Genomic DNA, 23,347 nt, shown 5'->3' on the forward strand with positions numbered 1-23,347 from the left:
CGCTGATCCGACGGTCACTCATCGAACGTCGTTGACCTGGGCCGACAGCGCGGAGCGGCCGCGACGGGCGGCCCGCGCCCCTAGGGTGGGGGCATGCGATTCGACCAGCACACGGTCGTCCTCCTGGCCCGGCCCGCGGACGCCCCGGAGCTGCCGCAGGACGCCGTCGACCGGTTGCACGCCGCGCACCTGGCCCACCAGGCGGGCCTCGTGGAGCAGGGGCTGGTCCTGGCCGCGGGCCCGTTCGTCGACACCGACGACGAGCGGTTGCGCGGTCTCGTCGTGCTGTCCGTGCACCGGGACATGGCGCGCGAGTTGTTCCACAACGATCCCGCCGTACGCGCCGGGCTGTTGTCGGTGCACGTGGTGAGCTGGATGGTGCCGGAGGGGAACGTCCGGTACGAGGGCGTGCCGATGCCCGGGTCGATGCTGGAGGCGGCGGCCGGCGACTGAGGCCGGCCAGCCGCCACGCCGGCGGCCCTACGGTGATGGCGGCGACGACGCACGTCAGGGCCGAGGGCAGGGCTGGGCCCGGCGGCCTCAGCCCTCCGCGCCGCCGCGGGCGGCCGGCACGGCGGGGTCGTCGACCTGGTGGTCGGCCCAGACGTACGTGTCGGGGAGCAGGTCACCGACCTCGACCACGCGCAGCGCGTCCATCGGCCCGACGATCACCCGGATCGACGGGAAGTAGTCCCGCAGCACCTGCCGGCACCGGCCGCACGGCGGGATCACCCCCCGCCCGCGGTCCCCCACCGCCACGATGGTCTCCAGCTCGGTGGCGCCCTGCGTGGCGGCCGCGCCGATGGTCACCAGCTCGGCGCACGGCCCGCCGGTGAAGTGGTAGACGTTCACGCCGGTGAAGACCCGACCGTCGGACGTCCGGGCCGCGGCCGCGACGGTGTGGTTCTCGCTGCGGCACCGCAGCTTGGCGACGGCCGTGGCGGCCTGCACCAGCGCCCGGTCGGTGTCCCGCATGCTCATCCGCTCCCCCATCGGCTCAGGTCGCGGCAACTCTAGTCGGGCCGGTTCCGGCCGCGGTACGCACGCATCTTGGCCCGGCTGCCGCAGATGCTCATGGTGCACCAGCGGCTGCGCCCGGCCGGGCTGCGGTCGTAGTAGACCCACCGGCAGCTGTGCGCGGCGCAGGCCTTCAACCGCGGCCAGGTGCCGTCGGCGACGGCGTCGAGCACGCTCCGGGCGACCGCCGCCGCCAGCGCGGGCAGCCCCGTCAGCCCGGGCGCCGGCACCGCCCGGGCGTGACCCGCGGCGTCGAACTCGACCGTCAACGGGCCCTGGCGGAGCAGCGCGTGGAGTGCGGCCAGCGTGTCGGGCGGCACGTCGCTGCCGGCGTGCGCCTGGCAGACGTCCCGTAGCGCCTCGCGCAGCCGGACGGCGTCGGCCAGGTCGGCCGCGTCGACGGTCAGGCCCGGCAGCCCGTGCGCCGCGCAGAAGGCCGCGAGGTCGTCGACGGTGCGGAGGGCGTCGCGCGCCATCTCGATGTCGACGGTGTTCGCCAGATCCTGGACGAGTGTGAGCGATGCGGGCGCCGGGGCCCGGTCACCGGGCTGCCTCATGACAGGAGCTTACCGCTATGGCACCATCATCCGGTAACGGTGCCTGGAAGGAGCCGCCATGGCGGTAACGCGGTCGGCGCTACTGGCCCGCAACCGGGACTTCCGCCGCTTCTGGGCGGGTCACACGGTGTCGGTGCTGGGCACCCAGATCACCGCGGTCGCGTTGCCCCTGGTGGCCTCGCTGACCCTGGGCGCCGGAGCGGCCGGCGTCGCGGCCATCGCCACCGCGACGTTCCTGCCGAACCTGCTGTTGCCGTTGCTCGTCGGGCACTGGCTCGAACGGCGACGCCGCCGGCGGGTCATGGTGGTCGCCGACCTGGTGCGCGCCGTCGCGCTCGCCGCGGTGCCGGTCGCGTACCTGGCCGACCTGCTCTCCGTGCCGCTGCTGGTCACGGTGGCGCTCGTCGTCGGCGCCGCGAGCGTGGTGTTCGACGTCGGCAGCTTCGCCTACGTGCCGTCGTTGGTCGACGAGGCGGACCTGGGCGCGGCCAACCGGGCGACCCAGGGCTCGTACACGGCCGCGCAGGTCGCCGGGCCCGGGCTCGCCGGCGGGCTGGCCCAACTCGTCGGGCCGGCACTGACCGTCGCCCTGGACGCCGTGAGTTATCTGGCCAGCGCGCTCGGGGTGGCCGGGGCACGGCGTCCCGAGCCCGCACCGCCGCGCGACGAGGACACCACGGGCATCTTCGGCGGCCTGCGGATCATCGCCGGAAACCCGTGGCTGCGGGCGCTCACCGCGCACGCCACGATCTACAACGGCGCGTCCCAGATCCTCACGGTGAACCTGGTCGTGTACGCGGTGACCGACCGGGGGCTCGGGGCGGGCCTGTTCGGTCTGGCGCTGAGCGCCTCCGGCGCCGGCGCCCTGCTCGGCACCCTCGTCTCGCTCCGACTGGCCACCCGGTTCGGGTTCGGCCGGACCTTCGTGGGCGCGCTCGTGCTCTCCACCGGCGCGCCGCTGCTCATCGCCGCGCTGCCGGGCACCGGTTCGGCCCTGGCCGCCGGGCTGGCGCTGGTCCAGCTGGCGAGCGGGACCGGCCTCGGCGTGGCCAACGTGCTCTCGGTGACCCTGCGCCAGATCGTGATCCCGCGGGGCGGCCTGGCCCGCAGCAACGGCGGCTACCGCTTGCTGATCTTCGGCGTGCTGCCGCTGGGCAGCGCGCTCGGCGGGGTCCTCGGCCAGACCGCCGGCAGCCGGGTCGGGGTGGCCGTCGGGGCGGCCGGCCTCGCGGCGTCCGCCGTGCCGATGCTCGGGCGCCGGATCCGGAGGCTGCGCCGGGCCGAGGAGGCGAGGGCGGTCACCCCGCGACCGGACGAGCCCGCGCGGGAGCCGGCCCGCTGAGCGCGGGCGGCCGGTAAACCAGGAGGCGCTCCCGGGGCCGCGGACTAATCTTGGCCACGACATGCAGAATCCAGCCGCACCCGCCGCGTCGGACACCGTACGCGAGCTGCACCGCCGCCTCTCCCCCCTGATGTTCCGCGACCAGCGCCGGCTCCAGCGGCGCCTGGACGGCGCCCGGAAGCTGCGCGACCCGCAGCGGCGGGACGAGGCGCTCGCCGAGATCACCGCCGAGGTCGAGCGGGCCGAGCAGCGGCTGGCCGCGCGCCGCGCCGCCGTGCCGGTGGTGACCTACCCGGCCGGGCTGCCGGTCAGCGAGCGCAAGGACGACATCGCGGCCGCGATCCGGGACCACCAGGTGGTGATCGTGGCCGGCGAGACGGGCTCCGGCAAGACCACCCAGCTGCCCAAGATCTGCCTGGAGCTGGGGCGCGGTGTGCACGGGCTGGTCGGGCACACCCAGCCCCGGCGGCTGGCCGCGCGGACGGTCGCCGACCGGATCGCCGAGGAGCTGGGCACCGAGCTGGGGGACGTGGTCGGCTACAAGGTCCGCTTCACCGACCAGGTGAGCGACCGCAGCCTGGTCAAGCTCATGACCGACGGCATCCTGCTTGCCGAGCTGCAGACCGACCGGATGCTGCGCCAGTACGACACGCTGATCATCGACGAGGCCCACGAGCGCAGCCTCAACATCGACTTCATCCTCGGCTACCTGAAGCAACTCCTCCCCCGACGGCCGGACCTCAAGGTGGTCATCACGTCGGCCACCATCGAGACCGACCGGTTCGCGCGCCACTTCGCCGACGCCGACGGCAACCCGGCCCCGGTCATCGAGGTGTCCGGCCGGACCTATCCGGTGGAGGTGCGCTACCGGCCGCTGGTGGAGGTCACCGGGTCCGAGGAGGACGACGGGGACGAGGAGAACGTCCGGGACCAGATCCAGGCGATCGGGGACGCCGTCGAGGAACTGGCCGCGGAGGGGCCGGGCGACGTCCTGGTCTTCCTCAGCGGCGAGCGGGAGATCCGGGACACCGCCGACGCGCTCGGCCGGCTGGTCGAGAAGAAGCCGGCGTTGCGCGGCACCGAGATCCTGCCGTTGTACGCCCGGCTGTCCGCGGCCGAGCAGCACCGGGTGTTCGCCTCGCACCGGGGGCGGCGGGTGGTGCTCGCCACGAACGTGGCGGAGACCTCGCTGACCGTCCCCGGCATCAAGTACGTGGTCGACCCGGGCACCGCCCGGATCTCCCGGTACAGCAACCGGCTCAAGGTGCAGCGCCTGCCGATCGAGCCGGTCTCGCAGGCGTCGGCCAACCAGCGCAAGGGCCGCTGCGGCCGCACCTCCGACGGCATCTGCATCCGCCTCTACGACGAGCAGGACTTCCTCTCGCGTCCCGAGTTCACCGACCCGGAGATCCTGCGGACCAACCTCGCCTCGGTCATCCTCCAGATGACCGCGATCGGGCTCGGTGACATCGCCGCGTTCCCGTTCATCGACCCGCCGGACCGCCGCAACGTCGCCGACGGCGTCAACCTGCTGCACGAGCTGGGCGCCCTCGATCCGGCCGAGACCGACCCGGCGAAGCGGCTGACCGCGCTCGGGCGGCGGCTCGCCCAGCTGCCCGTGGACCCCCGGCTGGCCCGCATGGTCGTCGAGGGCGAGCGCAACGGCTGCGCCACCGAGGTCATGGTGATCGCCGCCGCGCTCTCCATTCAGGACCCTCGCGAGCGGCCCGCCGACAGGCAGGCCCAGGCCGACCAGGCGCACGCCCGGTTCGCCGACCGGGAGTCGGACTTCGTCGCGTACCTGAACCTGTGGCGCTACCTGCGGGAACAGCAGCGGGCCCTGTCCTCCAGCGCGTTCCGTCGGATGTGCAAGGCGGAGTACCTGAACTACCTGCGGGTGCGCGAGTGGCAGGACATCGTGAGCCAGCTGCGCCAGGTGCTGCGTACGCCCGAACAGGGCCGCGGCGGGCGACCGGCGCGCGAGGCCGGCGCCACCGACGGCCGGCGCGGCGGTGGCGCGGACCTGCCGGAGGAGATCGACACCCCGAAGGTGCACCAGTCGCTGCTGCCCGGGCTGCTCTCGCACGTCGGGCTCAAGGACCCGCAGAAGAACGAGTACCTGGGCGCGCGGGGCGCGAAGTTCGGGCTGTTCCCCGGCTCCGCGCTGTTCCGCAAGCCGCCGCGCTGGGTGATGGCCGCCGAGCTGGTCGAGACCTCCCGCCTGTGGGGCCGGATCGCCGGCCGGGTCGAGCCGGAGTGGGTCGAGCCCCTCGCGCAGCACCTGGTGAAGCGCAGCTACAGCGAGCCGCACTGGGAGAAGAAGCAGGCCGCCGTGATGGCGTACGAGAAGGTCACGCTGTACGGCATCCCGCTGGTCACCTCCCGGAAGGTCAACTTCGGCCGGATCGACCCGGCGCTGAGCCGCGAGCTGTTCATCCGGCACGCGCTCGTCGAGGGCGACTGGCAGACCCACCACCACTTCTGGCGGGACAACCAGCGACTGCTCACCGAGATCGAGGAGCTGGAGAACCGGGCCCGCCGCCGGGACATCCTCGTCGACGACCAGACCATCTTCGACTTCTACGACGCCCGGATCCCCGCCGACGTCGTCTCCGGCCGCCACTTCGACGCGTGGTGGAAGAAGACCCGCCGGGAGCGGCCCGACCTGCTCACCTTCACTCGCGAGCTGCTGGTCAACGCCGGGCGCGGCGGGGTGGACGAGGCCGACTACCCCGACGAGTGGCGCGCCGACGGCGTGGCCCTTCCGCTGACCTACCGGTTCGAACCGGGCACCGCGACCGACGGGGTCACCGTCGACATCCCGCTGCCGCTGCTCAACCAGGTGCCGGCGGAGAGCTTCGACTGGCAGGTGCCGGGGCTGCGCGAGGAACTGGTCGTCGCGCTGATCCGCTCGCTGCCCAAGGCGCTGCGCCGCAACTTCGTCCCGGTCCCCGACTACGCCCGGGCCGCGCTCGCGGCGATGCCCGCCGGCGAGGAGCCGCTGCTGGACGCGCTGACCCGGCAGCTGCGCCGGATGACCGGGGTCACGGTGCCGCGGGACGCGTGGGACACCGCGAAGCTGCCGCCGCACCTGCGGGTGACGTTCCGGGTGCTCGGCGAGGACGAGAAGCCGGTGGCCGAGGGCAAGGACCTGCCGGCGCTGCAACGCGAGCTCCGGCAGGAGGTACGCCAGGTCGTGGCGGCGGCCGCGCCGGACGTGGCCCGCACCGGGCTGCGCGAGTGGAGCATCGGCACCCTGCCCCGCACCATCGAGCAGGTCCGGGCCGGGTACGCGGTGACCGCGTACCCGGGGCTCGTCGACGAGGGCGCCACCGTCGGCGTACGGGTCTTCGACTCGGCGGCCGAGGCGGAGGCGGCGCACTGGGCCGGCACCCGGCGGCTACTGCGGTTGACCGTGCCGTCGCCCGCGAAGTTCCTCCAGGGGCGGCTGTCCAACGAGGCGAAGCTGGCGCTGTCGCGCAACCCGCACGGCGGGGTGCAGGCGTTGATCGAGGACGCGGCCGGCGCGGCGATCGACAAACTGGTCGCCGACGCGGGCGGCCCGGCGTGGGACGCCGACGGGTTCGCGGCGCTGCGCGAGCGGGTCCGGGCCGACCTGGTCGACACGGTCGTCGAGGTGATGGACCGGGCCCGGCGGGTGCTCGCCGCCGCGTACGCGGTGGAGCAGCGCCTCGGCCGGACGCAGAACCTCGCGGTGGTGGCCGCCCTCGCCGACATCCGCGCCCAGCTCACCGGCCTGGTGCACGCCGGTTTCCTCACCGAGGCCGGGTACGCCCGCCTGCCCGACCTGCTGCGCTACCTCACCGCGATCGAGCGGCGGCTGGACCGGCTGCCCGGCAACCCGCAGCGGGACAAGCAGCAGCAGGACCGGATCGCCGTGGTGCAGAAGGAGTACCAGGACATGCTCGCCGCGCTGCCGGCCGCGAGGCGACAGTCGGCGGCGGTCCGGCAGATCCGCTGGATGATCGAGGAGCTGCGGGTGAACGTCTTCGCCCAGGCGCTCGGCACCCCGTACCCCGTGTCGGAGCAGCGCATCTACCGGGCCATGGACGAGGCCGAGGGCCGCTGAGCCGACTTCCGGCCCGGTGGTGTGGCGGCGGGCGGATCGGGAACACGCTCGCCCTCGCGTGCCGTCGGGGCGCGCCGACCGGGTGAGGAGACCAGCCCGTGCCCACCGCCCGCGCGCCCGTCGGACCCGCCCCCGCCACCGGAACCGCCGGGCGGCCCCGAGCGGCCCGCGGACCGGCCGTCGTCCGCGTCGCCGGGCTGGTCGTGGCCGGCGTGGCGATGCTCCTGTTCGGCGTCCTGCACCTGCCCGGGAGCCCGGTGCACCCGGTACGTGACACGGTCAGCGACTACGCGCTGTCGCGCACCGGGTGGCTGTTCGACGTGGCGGTGCTCGCGTTGGCCGCGGGATCGGCGCTGCTGCTCGCCCCGGAGGTCCTCCGGTCGGGCCGGCCCGCCGCCCTCCGGCACCGGTTCGTGGCGGCCGGGCTGGGGGCCTGGTGCGTGGGGCTCGTGGTGCTGGTCGTCTTCCCCCGAGACCCGGTCGGCGCACCGGTGACGACGACCGGCGACATTCACCGCTGGGCCGCGGTGGCCGCCCTGTCCGGCCTGCCGCTCGGCGCGCTGCTGGCCGCCGTACGGCATCCGGGGCGCCTCGCCCGCGCGGTGGTCCTGGGTGCGGTCGCCTGCGCGGTCGCCATGGTCCCGTTCGTGGCCGCGTACCTCGTGGGCTCGCCGTTGCGCCCGTTCGTCGGCCTGATCGAACGCCTCGTCTGCCTCGGCGAGGTGGGCCTGCTGGTGCTCGTCGCCCACCTGCGCCCTCGGGGTGTGGCCACCTACATCGGCTCGACGCCGGGTGGGAGTTCGCCGCCGGCGGTGGCGTCACGCACGTACTCGAGCAGGATGCGGCGCAGCTCCCGGCCGGCGTGGGTGGGCACCACGTCCCGCCGCCGTGCGACCGCGATGGTCCGGGTCACCCCGGGCGGCGCGAGCCGGGTGATCCGTACGCCGGGGCGGCGGGCGACCACGATGCCGGGAACGAGCGCGACGCCCAGGCCCGCCTCCACGAAGCTGAGCACCGCGTCCATCTCGCCGCCGTCGACGGCGAACGTCGGCTCGAAGCCGGCGGCGCGGCATGCCTGAATCGTGGCGTCCCGGAGGTCGTATCCCTCGCGGAACATCACCATGGGTCGGTCCCGCAGGTCGGTGATGCGCACCTCGCCGGTGCCGGTGGTGGCCGGCAGGTCCTCCAGCGAGGCCACCACGAGGCTCTCCCGCAGGATGGGGTCGGCGCGCAGCCCGGGGTCGGCGCCGGCGGCGGGCATGATGATGAGCGCGAGGTCGAGGTCGCCCCGCAGCAGGTCACGCACCAGATCCTGGGAGCCGCCCTCCTCGACCCGCAGGTCGATGAGGGGATGGGCGTCGCGGTACCGCCGCAGCACCGGCGGGGCGAGGGAGGTGGCCAGGCTGGGGGTGGCCCCGAGGCGTACGCGGCCACGGCGCAACCCGACCAGTTCCTGCACCTCCCGGGTGGCGGTCTCCACGTCGGCGAGGATCCGCTTGGCCAACGGCAGGAGCACCTCGCCGGCCGCCGTGAGGGCGATGTTGCCCCTTACCCGCTCGAAGAGGGGCGCCCCGAGGTCGGCCTCCAGAGCGTGAATTTGCTTACTCAACGAGGGCTGGGTTATGCCGACGATGTCGGCCGCCTGGGTGAAATGTCGTACTTCGGCCACGGCAACGAAGTACCTCAGCTGATGTAGCTGCATCTACATAGCCTATGTCTATCAAGACTGCGAGGTCGATGCATTGGACGACTGATCAAACTGCTCCTAGCGTCGGCCCTGTGGTAGTCACGACGAGAACACGATCGCCCATCCGCTCGAACGTGGGCCTCAAGGCCCTCATGGCGGTGACGGGCATCATCCTGGTGCTGTTCCTCATCGCGCACATGCTGGGCAACCTGAAGTCCTTCGCGGGGCAGACGGCGTTCGACCACTACGCGCACTGGCTGCGGGACATCGGCAAGCCACTGCTGCCGGGCGTCTGGTTCCTCTGGATCCTCCGTGGCGTGCTGACCGTCGCCGTGATCGGGCACATCGCCGCCGCCACCGCGCTGGCCATGCGGGCGCGCGCCGCCCGCCCGGTCCGGTACGCCCACCGCGCGAAGGTCCAGGGCAGCTACGCGGCCCGCACGATGCGCTGGGGCGGCGTGATCATCCTGCTGTTCGTGATCTACCACCTCCTGGACCTGACCACCGGTCACCTCAACCCGGTCGGCGACCCGAGCAAGCCCTACGGCAACCTGGTCGCCGACTTCGCGCCGGAGCGCTGGTACGTCACGCTCTTCTACACCCTCGCGATCCTCGCCATCGGCTTCCACCTGCGGCACGGCGCGTTCAGCGCGTTCCGCAGCCTCGGCCAGCAGACCCCGCGGGGCGAGCGCCGGGCACGCGTCGCCGCGCTGGTCTTCGCCGTCGCGCTGTGCGCCGGCTACCTGGTGGTCCCGTTCGCCGTACTCACCGGATTGGTGTCCTGACATGGAACTCTTCACCGAGGGCGACCCGATCGCCGACACCAGGGCTCCCGACGGCCCGATCGAGACCCGCTGGGAACGCCGACGCTTCGAGGCCAAGTTGGTCAACCCGGCCAACCGCCGGAAGATGACCGTGATCGTGGTCGGCACCGGCCTGGCCGGCGGCTCGGCCGCGGCCACGCTCGCCGAGCAGGGCTACCAGGTCAAGTCCTACTGCTACCAGGACAGCCCCCGCCGGGCCCACTCGATCGCCGCGCAGGGCGGCATCAACGCCGCGAAGAACTACCGCAACGACGGCGACTCGGTCCACCGGCTCTTCTACGACACCGTGAAGGGCGGCGACTTCCGCTCCCGGGAGTCGAACGTGCACCGGCTGGCCGAGGTCTCGGTCAACATCATCGACCAGTGCGTGGCCCAGGGCGTGCCCTTCGCCCGCGAGTACGGCGGGCTGCTGGACACCCGGTCCTTCGGCGGCGCGCAGGTGCAGCGCACCTTCTACGCCCGGGGCCAGACGGGCCAGCAGCTCCTGCTCGGGGCGTACCAGGCCCTGGAGCGGCAGATCGGCCTGGGCAACGTGGAGATGAACGCCCGGCACGAGATGCTGGAGCTGATCGTCGTCGACGGCCGGGCCCGCGGCATCGTCGTCCGCGACCTGGTCACCGGCGAGGTCACCACCGAGTTCGCCGACGCGGTGGTGCTCGCCTCCGGCGGCTACGGCAACGTCTTCTACCTCTCCACCAACGCCAAGGGCTGCAACGTCACCGCCACCTGGCGGGCGCACCGCAAGGGCGCGTACTTCGCCAACCCCTGCTACACGCAGATCCACCCGACCTGCATCCCGGTCTCCGGCGACCACCAGTCGAAGCTGACCCTGATGAGCGAGTCGCTGCGCAACGACGGCCGGGTCTGGGTGCCGAAGGCCAAGGGCGACGACCGCAACCCGAAGGACATCCCCGAGGACGAGCGGGACTACTACCTGGAGCGGATCTACCCCTCCTTCGGCAACCTGGTCCCCCGGGACATCGCGTCCCGCGCCGCGAAGGCCGTCTGCGACCAGGGGCGGGGCGTGGGCCCGGGTGGGCTCGGCGTCTACCTCGACTTCGCCGACGCCATCGGGCGGCTGGGCCGTAAGGCCGTCGAGGCCAAGTACGGCAACCTCTTCGAGATGTACGAGCGGATCACCGGTGAGGACCCGTACGAGGTCCCGATGCGGATCTACCCCGCCGTGCACTACACGATGGGCGGCCTGTGGGTCGACTACGACCTCCAGTCGACCATCCCCGGCCTGTTCGTGATCGGCGAGGCGAACTTCTCCGACCACGGCGCCAACCGCCTGGGCGCGTCGGCGCTCATGCAGGGCCTGGCGGACGGGTACTTCGTGCTGCCGAACACCATCGCGAACTACCTGGCGGGCGGCCCGTTCGAGAAGGTCGACGCGGGTCACCCGGCGGTCGTCGAGGCGCGCCGGGACGTCGAGGACCGCATCCAGCGGCTGCTGGCGGTCAACGGCGACCGGACCGTCGACTCGTTCCACCGCGAGCTGGGCCAGATCATGTGGGACCACTGCGGCATGGAGCGTAGCGAGGCCGGCCTGCGCAAGGCCATCGACGAGATCCGCGCGCTGCGCGAGCAGTTCTGGCAGCGGGTGCGCGTGCTCGGCGACGGCGAGGGGCTCAACCAGTCGCTGGAGAAGGCCGGCCGCGTGGCCGACTTCTTCGAGCTGGCCGAGCTCATGTGCATCGACGCCCTGCACCGCGAGGAGTCGTGCGGCGGCCACTTCCGGGCCGAGTACCAGACGGAGGACGGGGAGGCCCAGCGCGACGACGAGCGCTTCTCGTACGTCGCGGCGTGGGAGTTCACCGCCACCGGGCAGCCGTCGGTGCTGCACAAGGAAGACCTGAAGTTCGAATACGTCCACCCCACGCAGCGGAGCTACAAGTGAACCTGACCCTGCGCATCTGGCGCCAGTCCGGCCCCGAGGACAAGGGTCGGATGGTGACCTACCAGGTCGACGACGTGTCGCCGGACATGTCGTTCCTGGAGATGCTCGACGTGCTCAACGAACGCCTGATCCTCGCCGGCGAGGACCCGGTGGCGTTCGACCACGACTGCCGCGAGGGCATCTGCGGCATGTGCGGCATGATGATCAACGGACAGGCGCACGGGCCGCAGCGCGGCACCACGGCCTGCCAGCTGCACATGCGGCAGTTCTCCGACGGCGACACCATCGACATCGAGCCGTGGCGCGCCCGGGCCTTCCCGGTCATCAAGGACCTGGTGGTCAACCGGGGCGCCTTCGACACGATCATCGCTGCCGGCGGGTACATCACCGCACCCACCGGCAGCGCGCCGGAGGCCCACTCGGTGCCGGTGGCCAAGGCCAACGCGGACGCGGCCTTCGAGGCGGCGGCCTGCATCGGCTGCGGCGCGTGCGTGGCAGCCTGCCCGAACGGCTCCGGCATGCTCTTCACCGCCGCCAAGGTCACCCAGCTCTCGCTGCTGCCTCAGGGCCAGCCGGAGCGCTACACCCGGGTGATCGGCATGGTCGACGCGCACGACGAGGCCGGCTTCGGTGGCTGCACCAACGCCGGCGAGTGCACCGTGGCCTGCCCGAAGGGCATCCCGCTCAACACCATCGGCCGTCTCAACCGGGACTACCTGACGGCCACCACGAAGGCGGCCGGCAAGCCCGGTTCCTGACCGGTCGTTCCGCACGGCGGGCCGCCACCCCCGTGTGTGGCGGCCCGCCGTCTTCCCGGCCGTACCGGTTCAGGGCAGTTGACCCGGCCGGTCGACGATCGCGACCCGGAGCAGCGCGGTGGCCGAGAACGGCGACTCCCTGCCGTTACGCACGACGGAGTCGCGCGTGCCGAGGTAGACGTGGGTGTCCCGGTCGAAGACGAAGTCGCGGCTACCGCCGATCACCCCGGGCATCCGGATCGCCACGCCGTGCCGGCCGGCGGCGTCCACCACGTCGCCGGGGACGACGACCGCTCCCGGCTCCCGCGCCAGCAGTTCGAACAGCGCCGCGAGCGCCCGGGGCGGCACGTAGCCGTCGAGCATCGACCGCGCCGTGGTGTACGGCATGGTCTCGCCCCCGTACACGGCCTGCTCGTCGGCGCTCTCGGGCAGATGCAGGTCGACCGGGTGTTCCCGGAGGTAGCGGAGCAGCTCGTCCGGGTCGGTGGGCAGGTCGCCGTGGTACGCGGGCGACGGAAGTGCGTCGAGCTCCTTCTCGGGATCCGCGGGATCGTTCGGGCGGAGCACCCTCAGTTCGCCCCAGCCGTCCGGCTCGTTCTCGGGTCGGTACCGTGCCTGCGCGTGCGCCAGGCCCCCGGCCGACTGCCACATCTGCACCCGCGAGGTACGGTACGGGCCGCTGTCCGGAAACTCCCGCATCGTCGCCAGGAACTCGGTGAAGACGTACTGCTCGGGTCGGGCGACGAGCTCGGGCTGCTCCCGGGCGGCGTCGGCCGCCAGCCGGAAGATCTCCGCCGCGCTGGCCGTGGACGCGGGCCGGTCACCCATCGTCTGCACCGTCAGGCCGCCGGCGGCCAGCGCGACCGCCAGCCCGAACGCGCCGGCGAGGCGCCAACCGCGCGGGAGCCGGACGCGTCGTCCGACCGTACGGGCCGTCGGCACCGGCTCGGCCCGACGGACGACATGTGCCTTCAGATCCGCGAGGAGCTGCTCCTCGAAGCCGTGCGGCGACTGGTCTCTCCTGGTCATGGCGTATCTCCGTCTCAGAGGGCGAGGTTGGTGGCCGGACGGGCGAGCACGGCGCGGACGGTGCGGCGGGCGCGGTGCAGGCGGACCCGGGCGGCGACCGGCGTCAACCCGAGGGCGGCCGCCGCCTCCCGGACCGTGAGACCGTCCACGGCGACGAGTTCGACCAGCGCGCGGGTCTCCTCGGGCAGCCCGCTCAGCGCCCGATGGGTACGGCGGGCCGCCGACTCGGCGTCGATCCGCTCCTCGATGCGGGCGATGTCGTCGGCGTCCAGATCCCGCCGTCCGGCGATCCGCCCGGTCACCCGCAGCCGCTGCGCCGCCCGGCGCCGCTCGTCCGCGACGACGTTGCGGGCCACCCCGAACAGCCAGCCGACCGGGCTGCCTCGGTCCGGCCGGTAGCCGGCCGCCGACTCGATCACCGCCAGGAACACGTCGGCGGTGAGGTCGGCGGCGAGATGGGGGTCGTCGACCCGCCGCGCCACGAACCGGCCCACCGCCTCCACGTGCCGCCGGTAGAAGGCCTCGAAGGCCACCGGATCGACTCCGATGCGGCAGATGTCGCCCTCCGCTGGGTCAGGGTCACGCACAGGGCTGTCCTCTCTGGTAGCCGTCACACCTCTTCTTCGTACGGCGGAACGCGGCTGTTACCGAATCCGGCACGACAGATACGGACCGCGGGCGGCCTCCGGGGCTCCGGGGTCGGGTCCGGTTCAACCCGCCCACCCTGGGTAGCAGTGCGGGGGAGAACTCCCAGGGGAGGGAACCGGACATGAAGGCACTGACCTGGCAGGGTAAGCGTGACGTGCGGGTGGAGGAGGTGCCGGACCCGCGGATCGAGGAGCCGACCGACGCGATCGTACGGATCACCTCGACCGCGATCTGCGGCTCGGACCTGCACCTGTACGAGGTGCTCGCGCCGTACCTCAAGCCGGGCGACGTCCTCGGTCACGAGCCGATGGGAATCGTCGAGGAGGTCGGCTCGGCGGTGACCCGGCTGAGGCCCGGCGACCGGGTGGTGGTGCCGTTCAACATCGCCTGCGGCACCTGCTGGATGTGCGAACGGCAGCTCTACGCCCAGTGCGAGACCACCCAGGTCCGTAGCGCGGGCAAGGGCGCCGCGCTGTTCGGCTACACCGACCTGTACGGCTCGGTGCCCGGCGGCCAGGCCGAGTACCTGCGGGTGCCGTACGCCGACTTCGGTCCGATCACCGTCCCGCAGACGGGCCCGGACGAGCAGTGGTTGTACCTCTCCGACATCCTTCCCACCGCCTGGCAGGCCGTGCGGTACGCCGACACCCCGCCCGGCGGCACCCTCGCCGTGTTCGGGCTGGGCCCCGTCGGGCAGTTCTGCGCCCGCGTCGGCCGGTACCTCGGCGCCGGCCGGGTCATCGGGCTCGATCTGGTGCCCGAGCGGCTGGAGATGGCCCGCCGGCACGGTGTGGAGGTGCTCGACGTCCGCGAGATCGACGACGTGCCGGGCGCCCTCGTCGACCTGGTCGACGGGCGCGGCCCGGACGCGGTGATCGACGCGGTCGGCATGGAGGCGCACGGCTCCCCCACCGGCAAGCTCGCCCAGGCCGCCGCGGGACTGCTGCCGGACCGGCTCGCCCAAGAGGTGATCGACCGCGCCGGCGTGGACCGCCTCAGCGTGCTCCACGCCGCCCTGAAGGCCGTCCGCCGCGGCGGCACCGTCTCGATCTCCGGCGTCTACGGCGGGGAGCAGGACCCGATGCCGCTCATGGAGATGTTCGACCGCGGCATCCAGTTGCGCATGGGCCAGTGCCACGTGCGTCGCTGGGTCGACGAGATCATGCCGGTGCTCAGCGGCGACGACGACCCGCTGGGCGTGGCGGACCTGCGCACCCACCGCGTGCCGCTGCGGCGGGCGCCGGAGGCGTACGAGATGTTCCAGCAGAAGCGGGACGGCTGCGTGAAGGTCGTGCTCGAACCGTGAGCCGGGTCGTGGTGGCGGTCGGCGCGACCAGCGGCATCGGGCGGGCGGCGGTCCGGGAGTTCGCCCGGCGCGGCGACCGTCTCGTGCTCGCCGCCCGCGCGCCGCGGACCCTCGAGGAGGTACGCGTCGAGTGCGCGGCCGAGGGCGCCGAGGTGCTCACCGTGCCGACCGACGTCACCACGCCCGGGGCGCTGGACGCCCTCGCCGCCGCGGCCGTCGACCGGTTCGGTCGCATCGACGTCTGGGTGCACACCGCGGCGGTCACCGCGTACGGGCGCTTCGACCAGCTACCCGCACGCGTCTTCGACCAGGTGGTCCGAACCGACCTGCTGGCGGCCGCGGACGCCGCCCGGGTGGCGCTGCGCCACTTCCGGGCCGCCGGTTCGGGCACCCTGATCCTCACCGGCTCGGTGCTCGGGCACATGACGGCGCCGTACCTGAGCAGTTACGTGGCCGCGAAGTGGGGTCTGGCCGGGCTGGTCCGGACGCTCCAGCAGGAACTGCGGGACAGCCCGGACATCCACGTCTGCCTCGTGAGCCCCGGCAGCGTGGACACACCGATCTACCAGCGGGCGGCCAACCACCTGGGCCACGTGGGCCGCCCGCCGCCACCGGTCACCACCTCACGGCGGGTCGCCCGGGCGATCGTGGCCTGCGCCGACCGGCCCCGCCGCGAGGTGTCGGTGGGACGGCTCAACCCGATCATGCGACTGGGCTTCACGGTGCTGCCCGGCCTCTACGACCTCCTGGTCGGGCCGCTGATGCGCCGGCTCGGGATCGCCGACCGGCCGGCGCCGGCGCACGACGGTGTCGTCTTCGCCCCCGATCCGGCCAGCGAGTCCGTACGCGGCGGCTGGCTGCCCGACCTCGCGCACCTGGCGCGGAGAACCGCGGCGCTCCCCGGGGAGGTCGGCGCGCGCGTCCTGCGGCGGGCGCGGTGAGCCGTCGACGGGGTCACGGACGTCGATCGGTTCTTCTAGTGTGGTGGACCGCAGAGCACTCCGGTGCACCACGACGGGAGAGACGATTGACTATCAGGGTGAACCGCAGGACCGCGCTCGGGCTGGGCACGGTGGCCACCGCCGGGACCGTGCTGGGCGCCGGCACACCGGCGTCGGCCGCTCCCGGGGACGCCGACGCGGACCTGACCACCGCGGCGGCCACCCCGCAACGGGTCGCCGCCCGCGTGGCCGAGGCCTACGAGCGGGAGACGACGCAGGCCGGCGGCAACTGGCAGGCGTACGTCAGCGTGGCGGACGCGGCCGGCGGCGCCCCGGTGGTGGCCGTGGCCGACGACCCGGACCAGCGGCTCGAGGCGTACAGCGTCAACAAGATCGCGGTGGCCACGGCGGTGCTCGACAAGGTCGACCGGGGCCTGCTCACCCTCGACCAGCGGGTCGACGTGACCGCCTCGATCGTGGTGCCCGGCGGGGACGGCATCTTCAGCCTCGACAACGCCTACCCCAGCTCGGTCACCCTCGGGCACGCCCTCGCCGCCCTGCTGACCGTCTCCGACGACACGGCCGTACGCCTGTGCGGCCTGGTCTGCCCGGCCGCCGAGCTGAACGCCATCCTGGTCGCCAAGGGCTTCCCCAACACCCAGGTCGAGCCGGTCGCCAACCCGAACCGGTTCTTCCTCGGCACCAGCACGCCCCGGGAGACCCACGAGCTGCTGCGCGCGCTGGTGGCCGGCACCCTGCTCTCGCCGGCGTCCACGGCGTTCCTGCTGAACCTGCTGCGCTCCCCCATCGCGTTCACCGACGGGATCCGGCGCACCATGTCGTCGGAGGAGCGGGCCCGGGTGGCCACCAAGGCGGGCTGGTTCGGCAGCGCCCGGCACGAGGCGGGCGTCATCTTCGACGCGTCCGGCGCGGCCGTGCTCACGTACGCGATCTTCGCCGACGGTCAGGCCGACGCGGACAACTTCGGTGCCACGCACCCGGCCGTCCAGGCGCGGGCCCGGCTCGGCCGGATCATGATGAACGCGACGTCGCGGCTCGCCGGGGCCGGCCGACACTACCGGCCGAGCCGGCAGCGCCCCAGCAACGGCGGCTGAGCCGTCCACCGGCCGGCCGTCGTGCCCCCGGTTCCCGGGAGCGCGGCGGCCGGTCGGTGGCTACCGTGGAGTGCGGAAGACGGCCGGAGGGGACGAGCATGCGCGCACCACAGGAACAACCGGAACTCGACCGCGCCCTCGGCCGGCGGCTGGGCGGGCTGGCAGGCGTGGCCGCGCTCGGCGGGCTGGCCTGGGCCGCCCGGGACGTGCCGCTCGCGCTCGGCGGTCGGCTGGCCGGGGCGCGGGCACGCCGGGCGGCGCGGTCCCCGCAGTTCCGCGACGGCAGGTTCCACAACCCGACCGGCGCCCGGTCGACGATCGCCGAACCGGGGCGCAACCTGCTGTGGGAGCTGCTCTTCGGCAAGCAGAAGCGCCGGCCCAGCGCCGCCGTGCCGCTGGTGCGGCCCGCCGACGCGCCCGCCGACACCGACGCGGGCCGGGAGTTGAACATCGTCTGGTACGGCCACGCCTCCGCGCTGGTCGAGATCGAGGGGCGGCGGGTGCTGCTCGACCCGGTGTGGAGCGAGCGCTGCTCCCCGTCGGCGCTGGTCGGTCCCCGCCGGCTGCACCAGCCGCCGGTGCGCCTCGACGAGCTGCCCCCGCTCGACGCGATCGTGATCTCCCACGACCACTACGACCACCTCGACCTGCCGACCGTCCGCGGGCTGCTGGCCACGCAGAGCGCGCCGTTTCTGGTGCCGCTCGGCGTCGGCGCGCACCTCGACCGCTGGGGCGTGCCGGAGGAGCGGATCGTCGAACTGGACTGGTCGGAGACCCACCACGTGGCCGGCCTGGAGATCACCGCGACGGCCGCGCAGCACTTCTCGGGTCGGGGGCTGCGCCGGGACGGCACGCTGTGGAGTTCGTGGGTGATCGCCGGGGCGCAGCGCCGGGTCTTCTACACGGGCGACTCGGGCTACTTCGCCGGCTACGCCGCCATCGGCGCGCAGCACGGCCCGTTCGACGTGACGCTCGTGCAGATCGGCGCGTACGACCGGGCGTGGCCGAGCATCCACATGTACCCGGAGGAGGCCGTCACCGCCCACCTCGACCTGCGCGGCGGGCTGTTCATCCCGGTGCACTGGGCCACGTTCAACCTCGCCCTGCACGACTGGGGCGAGCCCGTGGACCGGCTCTGGGCGGAGGCGAAGGCCCGCGACGTGCGGATCGCCGTACCCCGGCCCGGCGAGCGGGTGGTGGTGGACGACCCGCCGCCCGTCGACGGCTGGTGGCAGGCGGTGGCCTGACGGTCCGCCCGGCCCGGCGACGGCACGCGAGGGGCGGTCAGAGCACGAACGCGTCGGTCCAGAGGGCGCCGGAGCGCCCGGACAACGCGTCGAGCATGGCCACCGCCTGGTTGTCGGTGAGCTGCGCGACGAAGTCGACGATGGCCCGCCCCCGCGCCCGGTCGATCCGGTTCGGGGTGCGCGGGTGCAGCTCCGCCTCGGCCAGTTCCACGAGGTCGTGCAGGCGGCGCGGCAGCCGCGACTCCTCCTCCGGGTCGAGCAGCCACTCCCAGAGCGCCTCCACGAGAGTGCCCAGCAGCCGGGCCTGACCGCGCTGGTGCAGCGCCAGATCCGGCCGGGCCAGCACGAACCGGTGGTGCACGAACTTGAGCACCTGCACCTCGTGCCACTGTGCCGGGGCGAGCAGCACGTGACCGGAGCGCACCGCCGGCCGCTCGGTCACGGTGATCGCCTCGACGAACCGGGTGGACCAGCGGGCGGAGAAGCGCGCCACGTACTGCTCGGCCTCGATCGAGCCGTCGAACGGCACGGCCAGCAGCCCGTCCACCAGCTCCTCCCGGACGTGCTCGACGGCCGCGGCGAAGGCGTCGTCGTCGGCCACCCAGGCGTCCTTGCGGTGCAGCTGCCGGCGGAGCCGCTCGATGGCCGCGCCGGGACGGCGGGCCGCGGTGGCCAGCGCGGCGTCGGTGACGGCCCGGAAGTGCCCGCCCTCGCGCTGCCAGGCCATCAGCTCGGCGGCGACGGCGCCCTGCTGGAGCACCCCCACCCGGTAGAAGTCCTCGACGTCGTGGATGGCGTACGCGATGTCGTCGGCCGTGTCCATCACCGACGCCTCGACGGTCTGCTGCCAGTCCGGGATCCGCCCCGCGAACGGCTCCCGCGCCTGGCGCAGGTCGTCGACCTCCGTCCGGTACGCGCCGAACTTCGACGAGCCGCTCTCCGGGTCGTCCGGGGGTGGGGTCGCCCCGCGCGGGGGTGGGTCCATGAGCCGTGGGTGCGGGTCGGGGTGGTCGAGCCGCGTCCACGGGTACTTCAGCATGGCGGCCCGCACGGCCGCCGTGAGGTCCAGGCCGGTGGTCGCCGCGCCGCGGATCTCCGTGCTGGTGACGATCCGGTACGACTGGGCGTTGCCCTCGAAACCGTCGGTGAGCCCGAGCCGCTGCCGGGCCAGCCGGTCCAGCACCCGTTCGCCCAGGTGCCCGAACGGTGGGTGCCCGAGGTCGTGCGCGAGCGCGGCGGCCTCGACCACGTCCGGGTCGCAGCCGCCCAGCTTGTCCAGCAGGTCACGCCACCGCTCGTCGGCGGTGAGCCGCTCGGCGACCGCCCGGGCGACCTGCGCGACCTTGAGGCTGTGGGTGAGCCGGTTGTGCACGAGCAGGCCGGAGCCGACCGGGCTGATCACCTGGGTGACGCCGCCGAGGCGGGCGAAGAACGGCGAGCCCACGATCCGGTCCCGGTCGGCCCGGAAGGGGCTCGCGGCGAGGTCGCCGAGGGTCCGGGCGCTGCCGCCGAAGAGCCGCCGCGCCCGGGGCTCCGCAGGTGGTTCCATGATCGCCACGCTAGCGCGGCAGAATGCTGGGCGGAAACCACACCCGAAGGCGGATCGAGATCGTGACCCTCTCTGTTCATCAGCGGATCGCCGAGGAACTCGGCGTGGCCGAGCGCCAGGTACGGGCGGCCGTGGAGCTGCTCGACGGCGGCGCGACGGTGCCGTTCATCGCCCGCTACCGCAAGGAGGCCACCGGCCTGCTCGACGACACCCAGCTACGGACACTCGAGGAACGGCTGCGCTACCTGCGCGAGCTCGACGAGCGCCGGGCGGCGGTGCTGGAGTCGATCCGCGGCCAGGGCAAGCTGGACGAGGCCCTGGAAGCCCAGATCATGGCGGCCGACTCGAAGTCCCGCCTGGAGGACATCTACCTCCCCTACAAGCCGAAGCGGCGGACCCGGGCCCAGATCGCCCGCGAGGCCGGCCTGGAGCCGCTCGCCGACACCCTGCTGGCCGACCCGACGCAGGACCCGCGCGGCGTCGCCGCCGGCTACGTCGACGCGGAGAAGGGGGTGGCCGACGAGGCCGCGGCGCTCGACGGCGCGCGGGCCATCCTCATCGAACGCTTCGCCGAGGACGCCGACCTCATCGGCACGCTGCGGGAGCAGATGTGGTCGCGGGGCCGGCTCGTGGCCCGGGTACGCGACGGACAGGAGTCGGCCGGCGCGAAGTTCGCCGACTACTTCGACTTCGCCGAGCCGTACACGAAGCTGCCGTCGCACCGGATCCTCGCCATGTTCCGGGGCGAGAAGGAGGGCGTGCTCGACCTGACCATGGAGCCGGAGGACGCCGGCGAGGCGGACGCGGCCGGCCCGAGCCGGTACGAGGCGGCGATCGCCGGCCGGTTCGGCGTCAGCGACCAGGGGCGCCCGGCCGACAAGTGGCTCACCGACACGGTGCGCTGGGCCTGGCGTACGCGGATCCTCATCCACCTCGGCGCGGACCTGCGGATGCGGCTGTGGCAGGCGGCCGAGGAGGAGGCCGTACGGGTCTTCGCCACCAACCTGCGCGACCTGCTGCTCGCCGCGCCCGCCGGCGCCCGGCCGACCATGGGCCTCGACCCGGGTCTGCGCACCGGCGTGAAGGTCGCCGTGGTGGACGCCACCGGCAAGGTGGTCGCCACCGACACCATCTACCCCCACGAGCCGCGCCGGCAGTGGGACGCCTCGATCGAGACGCTCGCGCGGCTCGCGGGAGCGCACGGCGTGGAGCTCGTGGCCATCGGCAACGGCACCGCGTCCCGCGAGACCGACAAGCTCGCCGGTGACCTAATCAAGCGGTACCCGCAGCTCAACCTGACCAAGGTGGTCGTCTCCGAGGCCGGCGCGTCGGTCTACTCGGCCTCGGCGTACGCCGCCCAGGAACTGCCCGGGCTGGACGTGTCGCTGCGCGGCGCGGTGTCCATCGCCCGGCGCCTGCAGGACCCGCTCGCCGAACTCGTGAAGATCGACCCACGGTCGATCGGCGTCGGCCAGTACCAGCACGACCTCTCCGAGGTGAAGCTCTCCCGGTCGCTGGACGCCGTGGTCGAGGACTGCGTCAACGGGGTCGGGGTGGACGTCAACACCGCGTCGGCGCCGCTGCTGACCCGGGTGTCGGGCATCGGCGCCGGGCTGGCCGAGAACATCGTGCTGCACCGGGACGCCAACGGCCCGTTCCGCAGCCGGTCCGACCTGAAGAAGGTGCCGCGGCTCGGCCCGAAGGCGTTCGAGCAGTGCGCGGGCTTCCTGCGCATCCCCGACGGGGACGACCCGCTGGACTCCTCCAGCGTGCACCCCGAGGCGTACCCCGTGGTCCGCCGGATCCTCTCCCACACCGGGCAGGACCTGCGGTCGCTCATCGGCCAGTCGACGATCCTGCGGGGCCTGCGGGCCACCGACTTCGTCGACGACACGTTCGGCCTGCCCACGGTCACCGACATCCTCGCCGAACTGGAGAAGCCGGGCCGGGACCCGCGGCCCGAGTTCCGCACCGCCACCTTCGTGGAGGGCGTGGAGACGATCGGCGACCTGACGCCGGGCATGGTGCTGGAGGGCGTGGTCACCAACGTGGCCGCGTTCGGCGCGTTCGTCGACGTCGGCGTGCACCAGGACGGGCTCGTACACGTGTCGGCCATGTCGCGGACGTTCGTGAAGGACCCCCGCGAGGTCGTGAAGTCCGGCGACGTGGTCAAGGTGAAGGTGCTCGACGTCGACGTACCGCGCAAGCGGATCTCGCTCACCCTGCGCCTCGACGACGAGCCCGGCGCCGACGCCGACCGCCGGGGCGCGGGCCGGGGTGCCCGGGGCGACGCCGGCGGGCGCGGGGACGGTCGTGGCGGTGCCGGTGGACGGGGCGACGGCCGCGGTGGTGCCGGCGGGCGCGGCGACGCTGGCGGGCGGGGCGACGGGCGCGGTAGTGCCGGCGGGCGCGGCGATGGTCGCGGTGGCCAGGGCGGTGGGCAGAGCGGCGGGCGCGGCGGCCAGGGCGACCGGGGCGGCGCGCGGCAGGGTCGCGGGGCGCCGGCGCCGGCCAACGGGGCGATGGCCGACGCGCTGCGCCGCGCCGGCCTGGCCTGAGCACGGTACGGCGCCCAGGGCAACGGGCCCGGCGTGGGCAGGAACCCTGCCCACGCCGGGCCCGCCCCTCCGAGCCCGTCGATCATGCAGTTGTGGTGGGGTACGAACGGGCTCACATCGCCACTTCTCGGGCACCACAACTGCATGATCGACGGGCCGGGGAGCGGGGGCGGGGGCCGGGCGGGGCCGGGCGGGGGCGGGGCGGGCGGCGTACGGTCGGGGTGTGGGTGTGGACGACGGTCTGGAGTGGGCCGAGCGGCAGCGGCTGGCGGCGCGGGCGCACGCCGAGGCCGACGCCCGGCGGCGGGCGGCCGAGCACGCCGAGGCCGTGCAGATCGTGGCCTGGTTCGTGGCCGAGGCGACCCGGCGGGGCCTGCGGCCGACCCGGCTCAACGCGCGCTCCTACGACGGCCGGGGTCGGTACCGGACCCGGCTCACCGGCTGGTACGTGGACCGGGCCCGGACGCGCGCGGTCGACGTGGACGGGCGGTGGCATCTGCTGACCGTGCCCGGCGGCCTGCGTGCCCGGCTGGTCGGCGCGGAACCCGAGCCCAGTCCCCCGCCGCTGATCGTCGGCGAGGGTGGGCGTGACGGGGAGTCGATCCCGCTGCGGGTCCTGCTCACGCGTCGACTCGACGCGGGCGACGACTGATCCCACTGCTTCCACGATGCTGCGCAATCTTGAGCAGATCGGGGTCCTTGGCGACCGATCGGCAGCGTGTGGTGGCGCGTGAGGGCCCGTGGCGCGAACAGGAAAGCCCCCATACGGCCCGGCCACC

Annotated in this window: 18 protein-coding genes and 1 pseudogene; 13 read left to right on the forward strand and 6 right to left on the reverse strand. The window is 73.7% G+C overall.

Annotation, left to right across the window (positions count from 1 at the left end; all coding sequences use genetic code 11):
* The first annotated feature begins 93 nt into the window (after positions 1-93).
* A complete protein-coding gene (locus D7193_RS01390) occupies positions 94-453 on the forward strand; it encodes a YciI family protein (RefSeq protein WP_120777563.1) in 360 nt (119 codons plus the stop codon).
* A gap of 87 nt (positions 454-540) precedes the next feature.
* Here the strand turns inward: D7193_RS01390 and D7193_RS01395 are convergent, their stop codons facing one another.
* Together D7193_RS01395 and D7193_RS01400 are read right to left on the reverse strand one after the other, a co-directional pair.
* A complete protein-coding gene (locus tag D7193_RS01395; RefSeq protein ID WP_120777564.1) occupies positions 541-981 on the reverse strand; it encodes a cytidine deaminase family protein in 441 nt (146 codons plus the stop codon).
* 32 nt (positions 982-1,013) lie between these two features.
* Positions 1,014-1,574, reverse strand: a complete 561-nt coding sequence (locus D7193_RS01400) for a CGNR zinc finger domain-containing protein (RefSeq protein WP_120777565.1) — start codon at positions 1,572-1,574, stop codon at positions 1,014-1,016.
* 58 nt (positions 1,575-1,632) lie between these two features.
* On the opposite strand from D7193_RS01400, the gene D7193_RS01405 reads away from it, so the two are divergent.
* From D7193_RS01405 to D7193_RS34790, 3 genes and pseudogenes are all read left to right on the forward strand, one after another.
* Positions 1,633-2,916, forward strand: coding sequence for an MFS transporter (locus D7193_RS01405; RefSeq protein ID WP_120777566.1), 1,284 nt, complete (start codon positions 1,633-1,635; stop codon positions 2,914-2,916).
* 61 nt (positions 2,917-2,977) lie between these two features.
* Positions 2,978-7,006 carry an ATP-dependent RNA helicase HrpA gene (gene hrpA, locus D7193_RS01410; RefSeq protein ID WP_120777567.1) on the forward strand — a complete coding sequence of 1,343 codons (4,029 nt, stop codon included), beginning with the start codon at positions 2,978-2,980 and terminating at the stop codon, positions 7,004-7,006.
* A 212-nt stretch (positions 7,007-7,218) separates the two neighbouring features.
* A pseudogene (locus D7193_RS34790) lies at positions 7,219-7,740 on the forward strand (DUF998 domain-containing protein); the annotation flags it as partial.
* A 38-nt stretch (positions 7,741-7,778) separates the two neighbouring features.
* Here the strand turns inward: D7193_RS34790 and D7193_RS01420 are convergent.
* Entirely contained in the window at positions 7,779-8,708 is a 930-nt protein-coding gene (locus D7193_RS01420) for a LysR family transcriptional regulator (protein WP_120777569.1), read from the reverse strand.
* 77 nt (positions 8,709-8,785) lie between these two features.
* Between D7193_RS01420 and D7193_RS01425 the strand changes: the two genes are divergently transcribed.
* From D7193_RS01425 to D7193_RS01435, 3 genes are read left to right on the forward strand one after another with little or no spacing between them, the layout of a single operon-like run.
* Positions 8,786-9,478, forward strand: a complete 693-nt coding sequence (locus tag D7193_RS01425) for a succinate dehydrogenase cytochrome b subunit (protein ID WP_277749889.1) — start codon at positions 8,786-8,788, stop codon at positions 9,476-9,478.
* A 1-nt stretch (position 9,479) separates the two neighbouring features.
* Entirely contained in the window at positions 9,480-11,417 is a 1,938-nt protein-coding gene (locus D7193_RS01430) for a fumarate reductase/succinate dehydrogenase flavoprotein subunit (RefSeq protein WP_120777571.1), read from the forward strand.
* Positions 11,414-12,175: a succinate dehydrogenase/fumarate reductase iron-sulfur subunit gene (locus tag D7193_RS01435; RefSeq protein WP_120777572.1), complete on the forward strand. Its 762-nt coding sequence runs from the start codon at positions 11,414-11,416 to the stop codon at positions 12,173-12,175. Before D7193_RS01430 ends, D7193_RS01435 begins: the two co-directional genes overlap by 4 nt.
* 69 nt (positions 12,176-12,244) lie before the next feature.
* On the opposite strand, the gene D7193_RS01440 is transcribed toward D7193_RS01435, so the two are convergent.
* On the reverse strand, positions 12,245-13,204 hold the full coding sequence (locus D7193_RS01440; RefSeq protein ID WP_120777573.1) for a CU044_5270 family protein: 960 nt from the start codon (positions 13,202-13,204) through the stop codon (positions 12,245-12,247).
* A gap of 14 nt (positions 13,205-13,218) precedes the next feature.
* Positions 13,219-13,791 (reverse strand): RNA polymerase sigma factor, encoded by a 573-nt coding sequence (locus D7193_RS01445; protein ID WP_120777574.1) that lies wholly within the window; start codon positions 13,789-13,791, stop codon positions 13,219-13,221.
* 182 nt (positions 13,792-13,973) lie between these two features.
* Between D7193_RS01445 and D7193_RS01450 the strand changes: the two genes are divergently transcribed.
* The 4 genes from D7193_RS01450 to D7193_RS01465 all read left to right on the forward strand — a co-directional run bounded on the left by D7193_RS01450 (position 13,974) and on the right by D7193_RS01465 (position 18,461).
* On the forward strand, positions 13,974-15,158 hold the full coding sequence (locus D7193_RS01450) for a zinc-dependent alcohol dehydrogenase (RefSeq protein WP_120777575.1): 1,185 nt from the start codon (positions 13,974-13,976) through the stop codon (positions 15,156-15,158).
* Positions 15,155-16,099 (forward strand): SDR family NAD(P)-dependent oxidoreductase, encoded by a 945-nt coding sequence (locus tag D7193_RS01455; protein ID WP_120777576.1) that lies wholly within the window; start codon positions 15,155-15,157, stop codon positions 16,097-16,099. The genes D7193_RS01450 and D7193_RS01455 overlap by 4 nt, the downstream gene beginning before the upstream one ends.
* A 98-nt stretch (positions 16,100-16,197) precedes the next feature.
* Positions 16,198-17,214 (forward strand): serine hydrolase, encoded by a 1,017-nt coding sequence (locus D7193_RS01460; RefSeq protein WP_241562775.1) that lies wholly within the window; start codon positions 16,198-16,200, stop codon positions 17,212-17,214.
* Positions 17,215-17,312: 98 nt separating this feature from the next.
* Positions 17,313-18,461 carry an MBL fold metallo-hydrolase gene (locus D7193_RS01465; protein WP_120777578.1) on the forward strand — a complete coding sequence of 383 codons (1,149 nt, stop codon included), beginning with the start codon at positions 17,313-17,315 and terminating at the stop codon, positions 18,459-18,461.
* Positions 18,462-18,498: 37 nt separating this feature from the next.
* On the opposite strand, the gene D7193_RS01470 is transcribed toward D7193_RS01465, so the two are convergent.
* Positions 18,499-20,010 (reverse strand): deoxyguanosinetriphosphate triphosphohydrolase family protein, encoded by a 1,512-nt coding sequence (locus D7193_RS01470; RefSeq protein ID WP_120779162.1) that lies wholly within the window; start codon positions 20,008-20,010, stop codon positions 18,499-18,501.
* Between the two features lie 62 nt (positions 20,011-20,072).
* On the opposite strand from D7193_RS01470, the gene D7193_RS01475 reads away from it, so the two are divergent.
* On the forward strand, positions 20,073-22,568 hold the full coding sequence (locus D7193_RS01475; protein ID WP_120779163.1) for a Tex family protein: 2,496 nt from the start codon (positions 20,073-20,075) through the stop codon (positions 22,566-22,568).
* A gap of 223 nt (positions 22,569-22,791) precedes the next feature.
* On the forward strand, positions 22,792-23,220 hold the full coding sequence (locus D7193_RS01480; RefSeq protein WP_120777579.1) for a hypothetical protein: 429 nt from the start codon (positions 22,792-22,794) through the stop codon (positions 23,218-23,220).
* Positions 23,221-23,347 lie beyond the last annotated feature (127 nt).

The sequence above is a fragment of the Micromonospora costi genome (assembly GCF_003626655.1).
Classification (GTDB): Bacteria; Actinomycetota; Actinomycetes; order Mycobacteriales; family Micromonosporaceae; genus Micromonospora; species Micromonospora costi.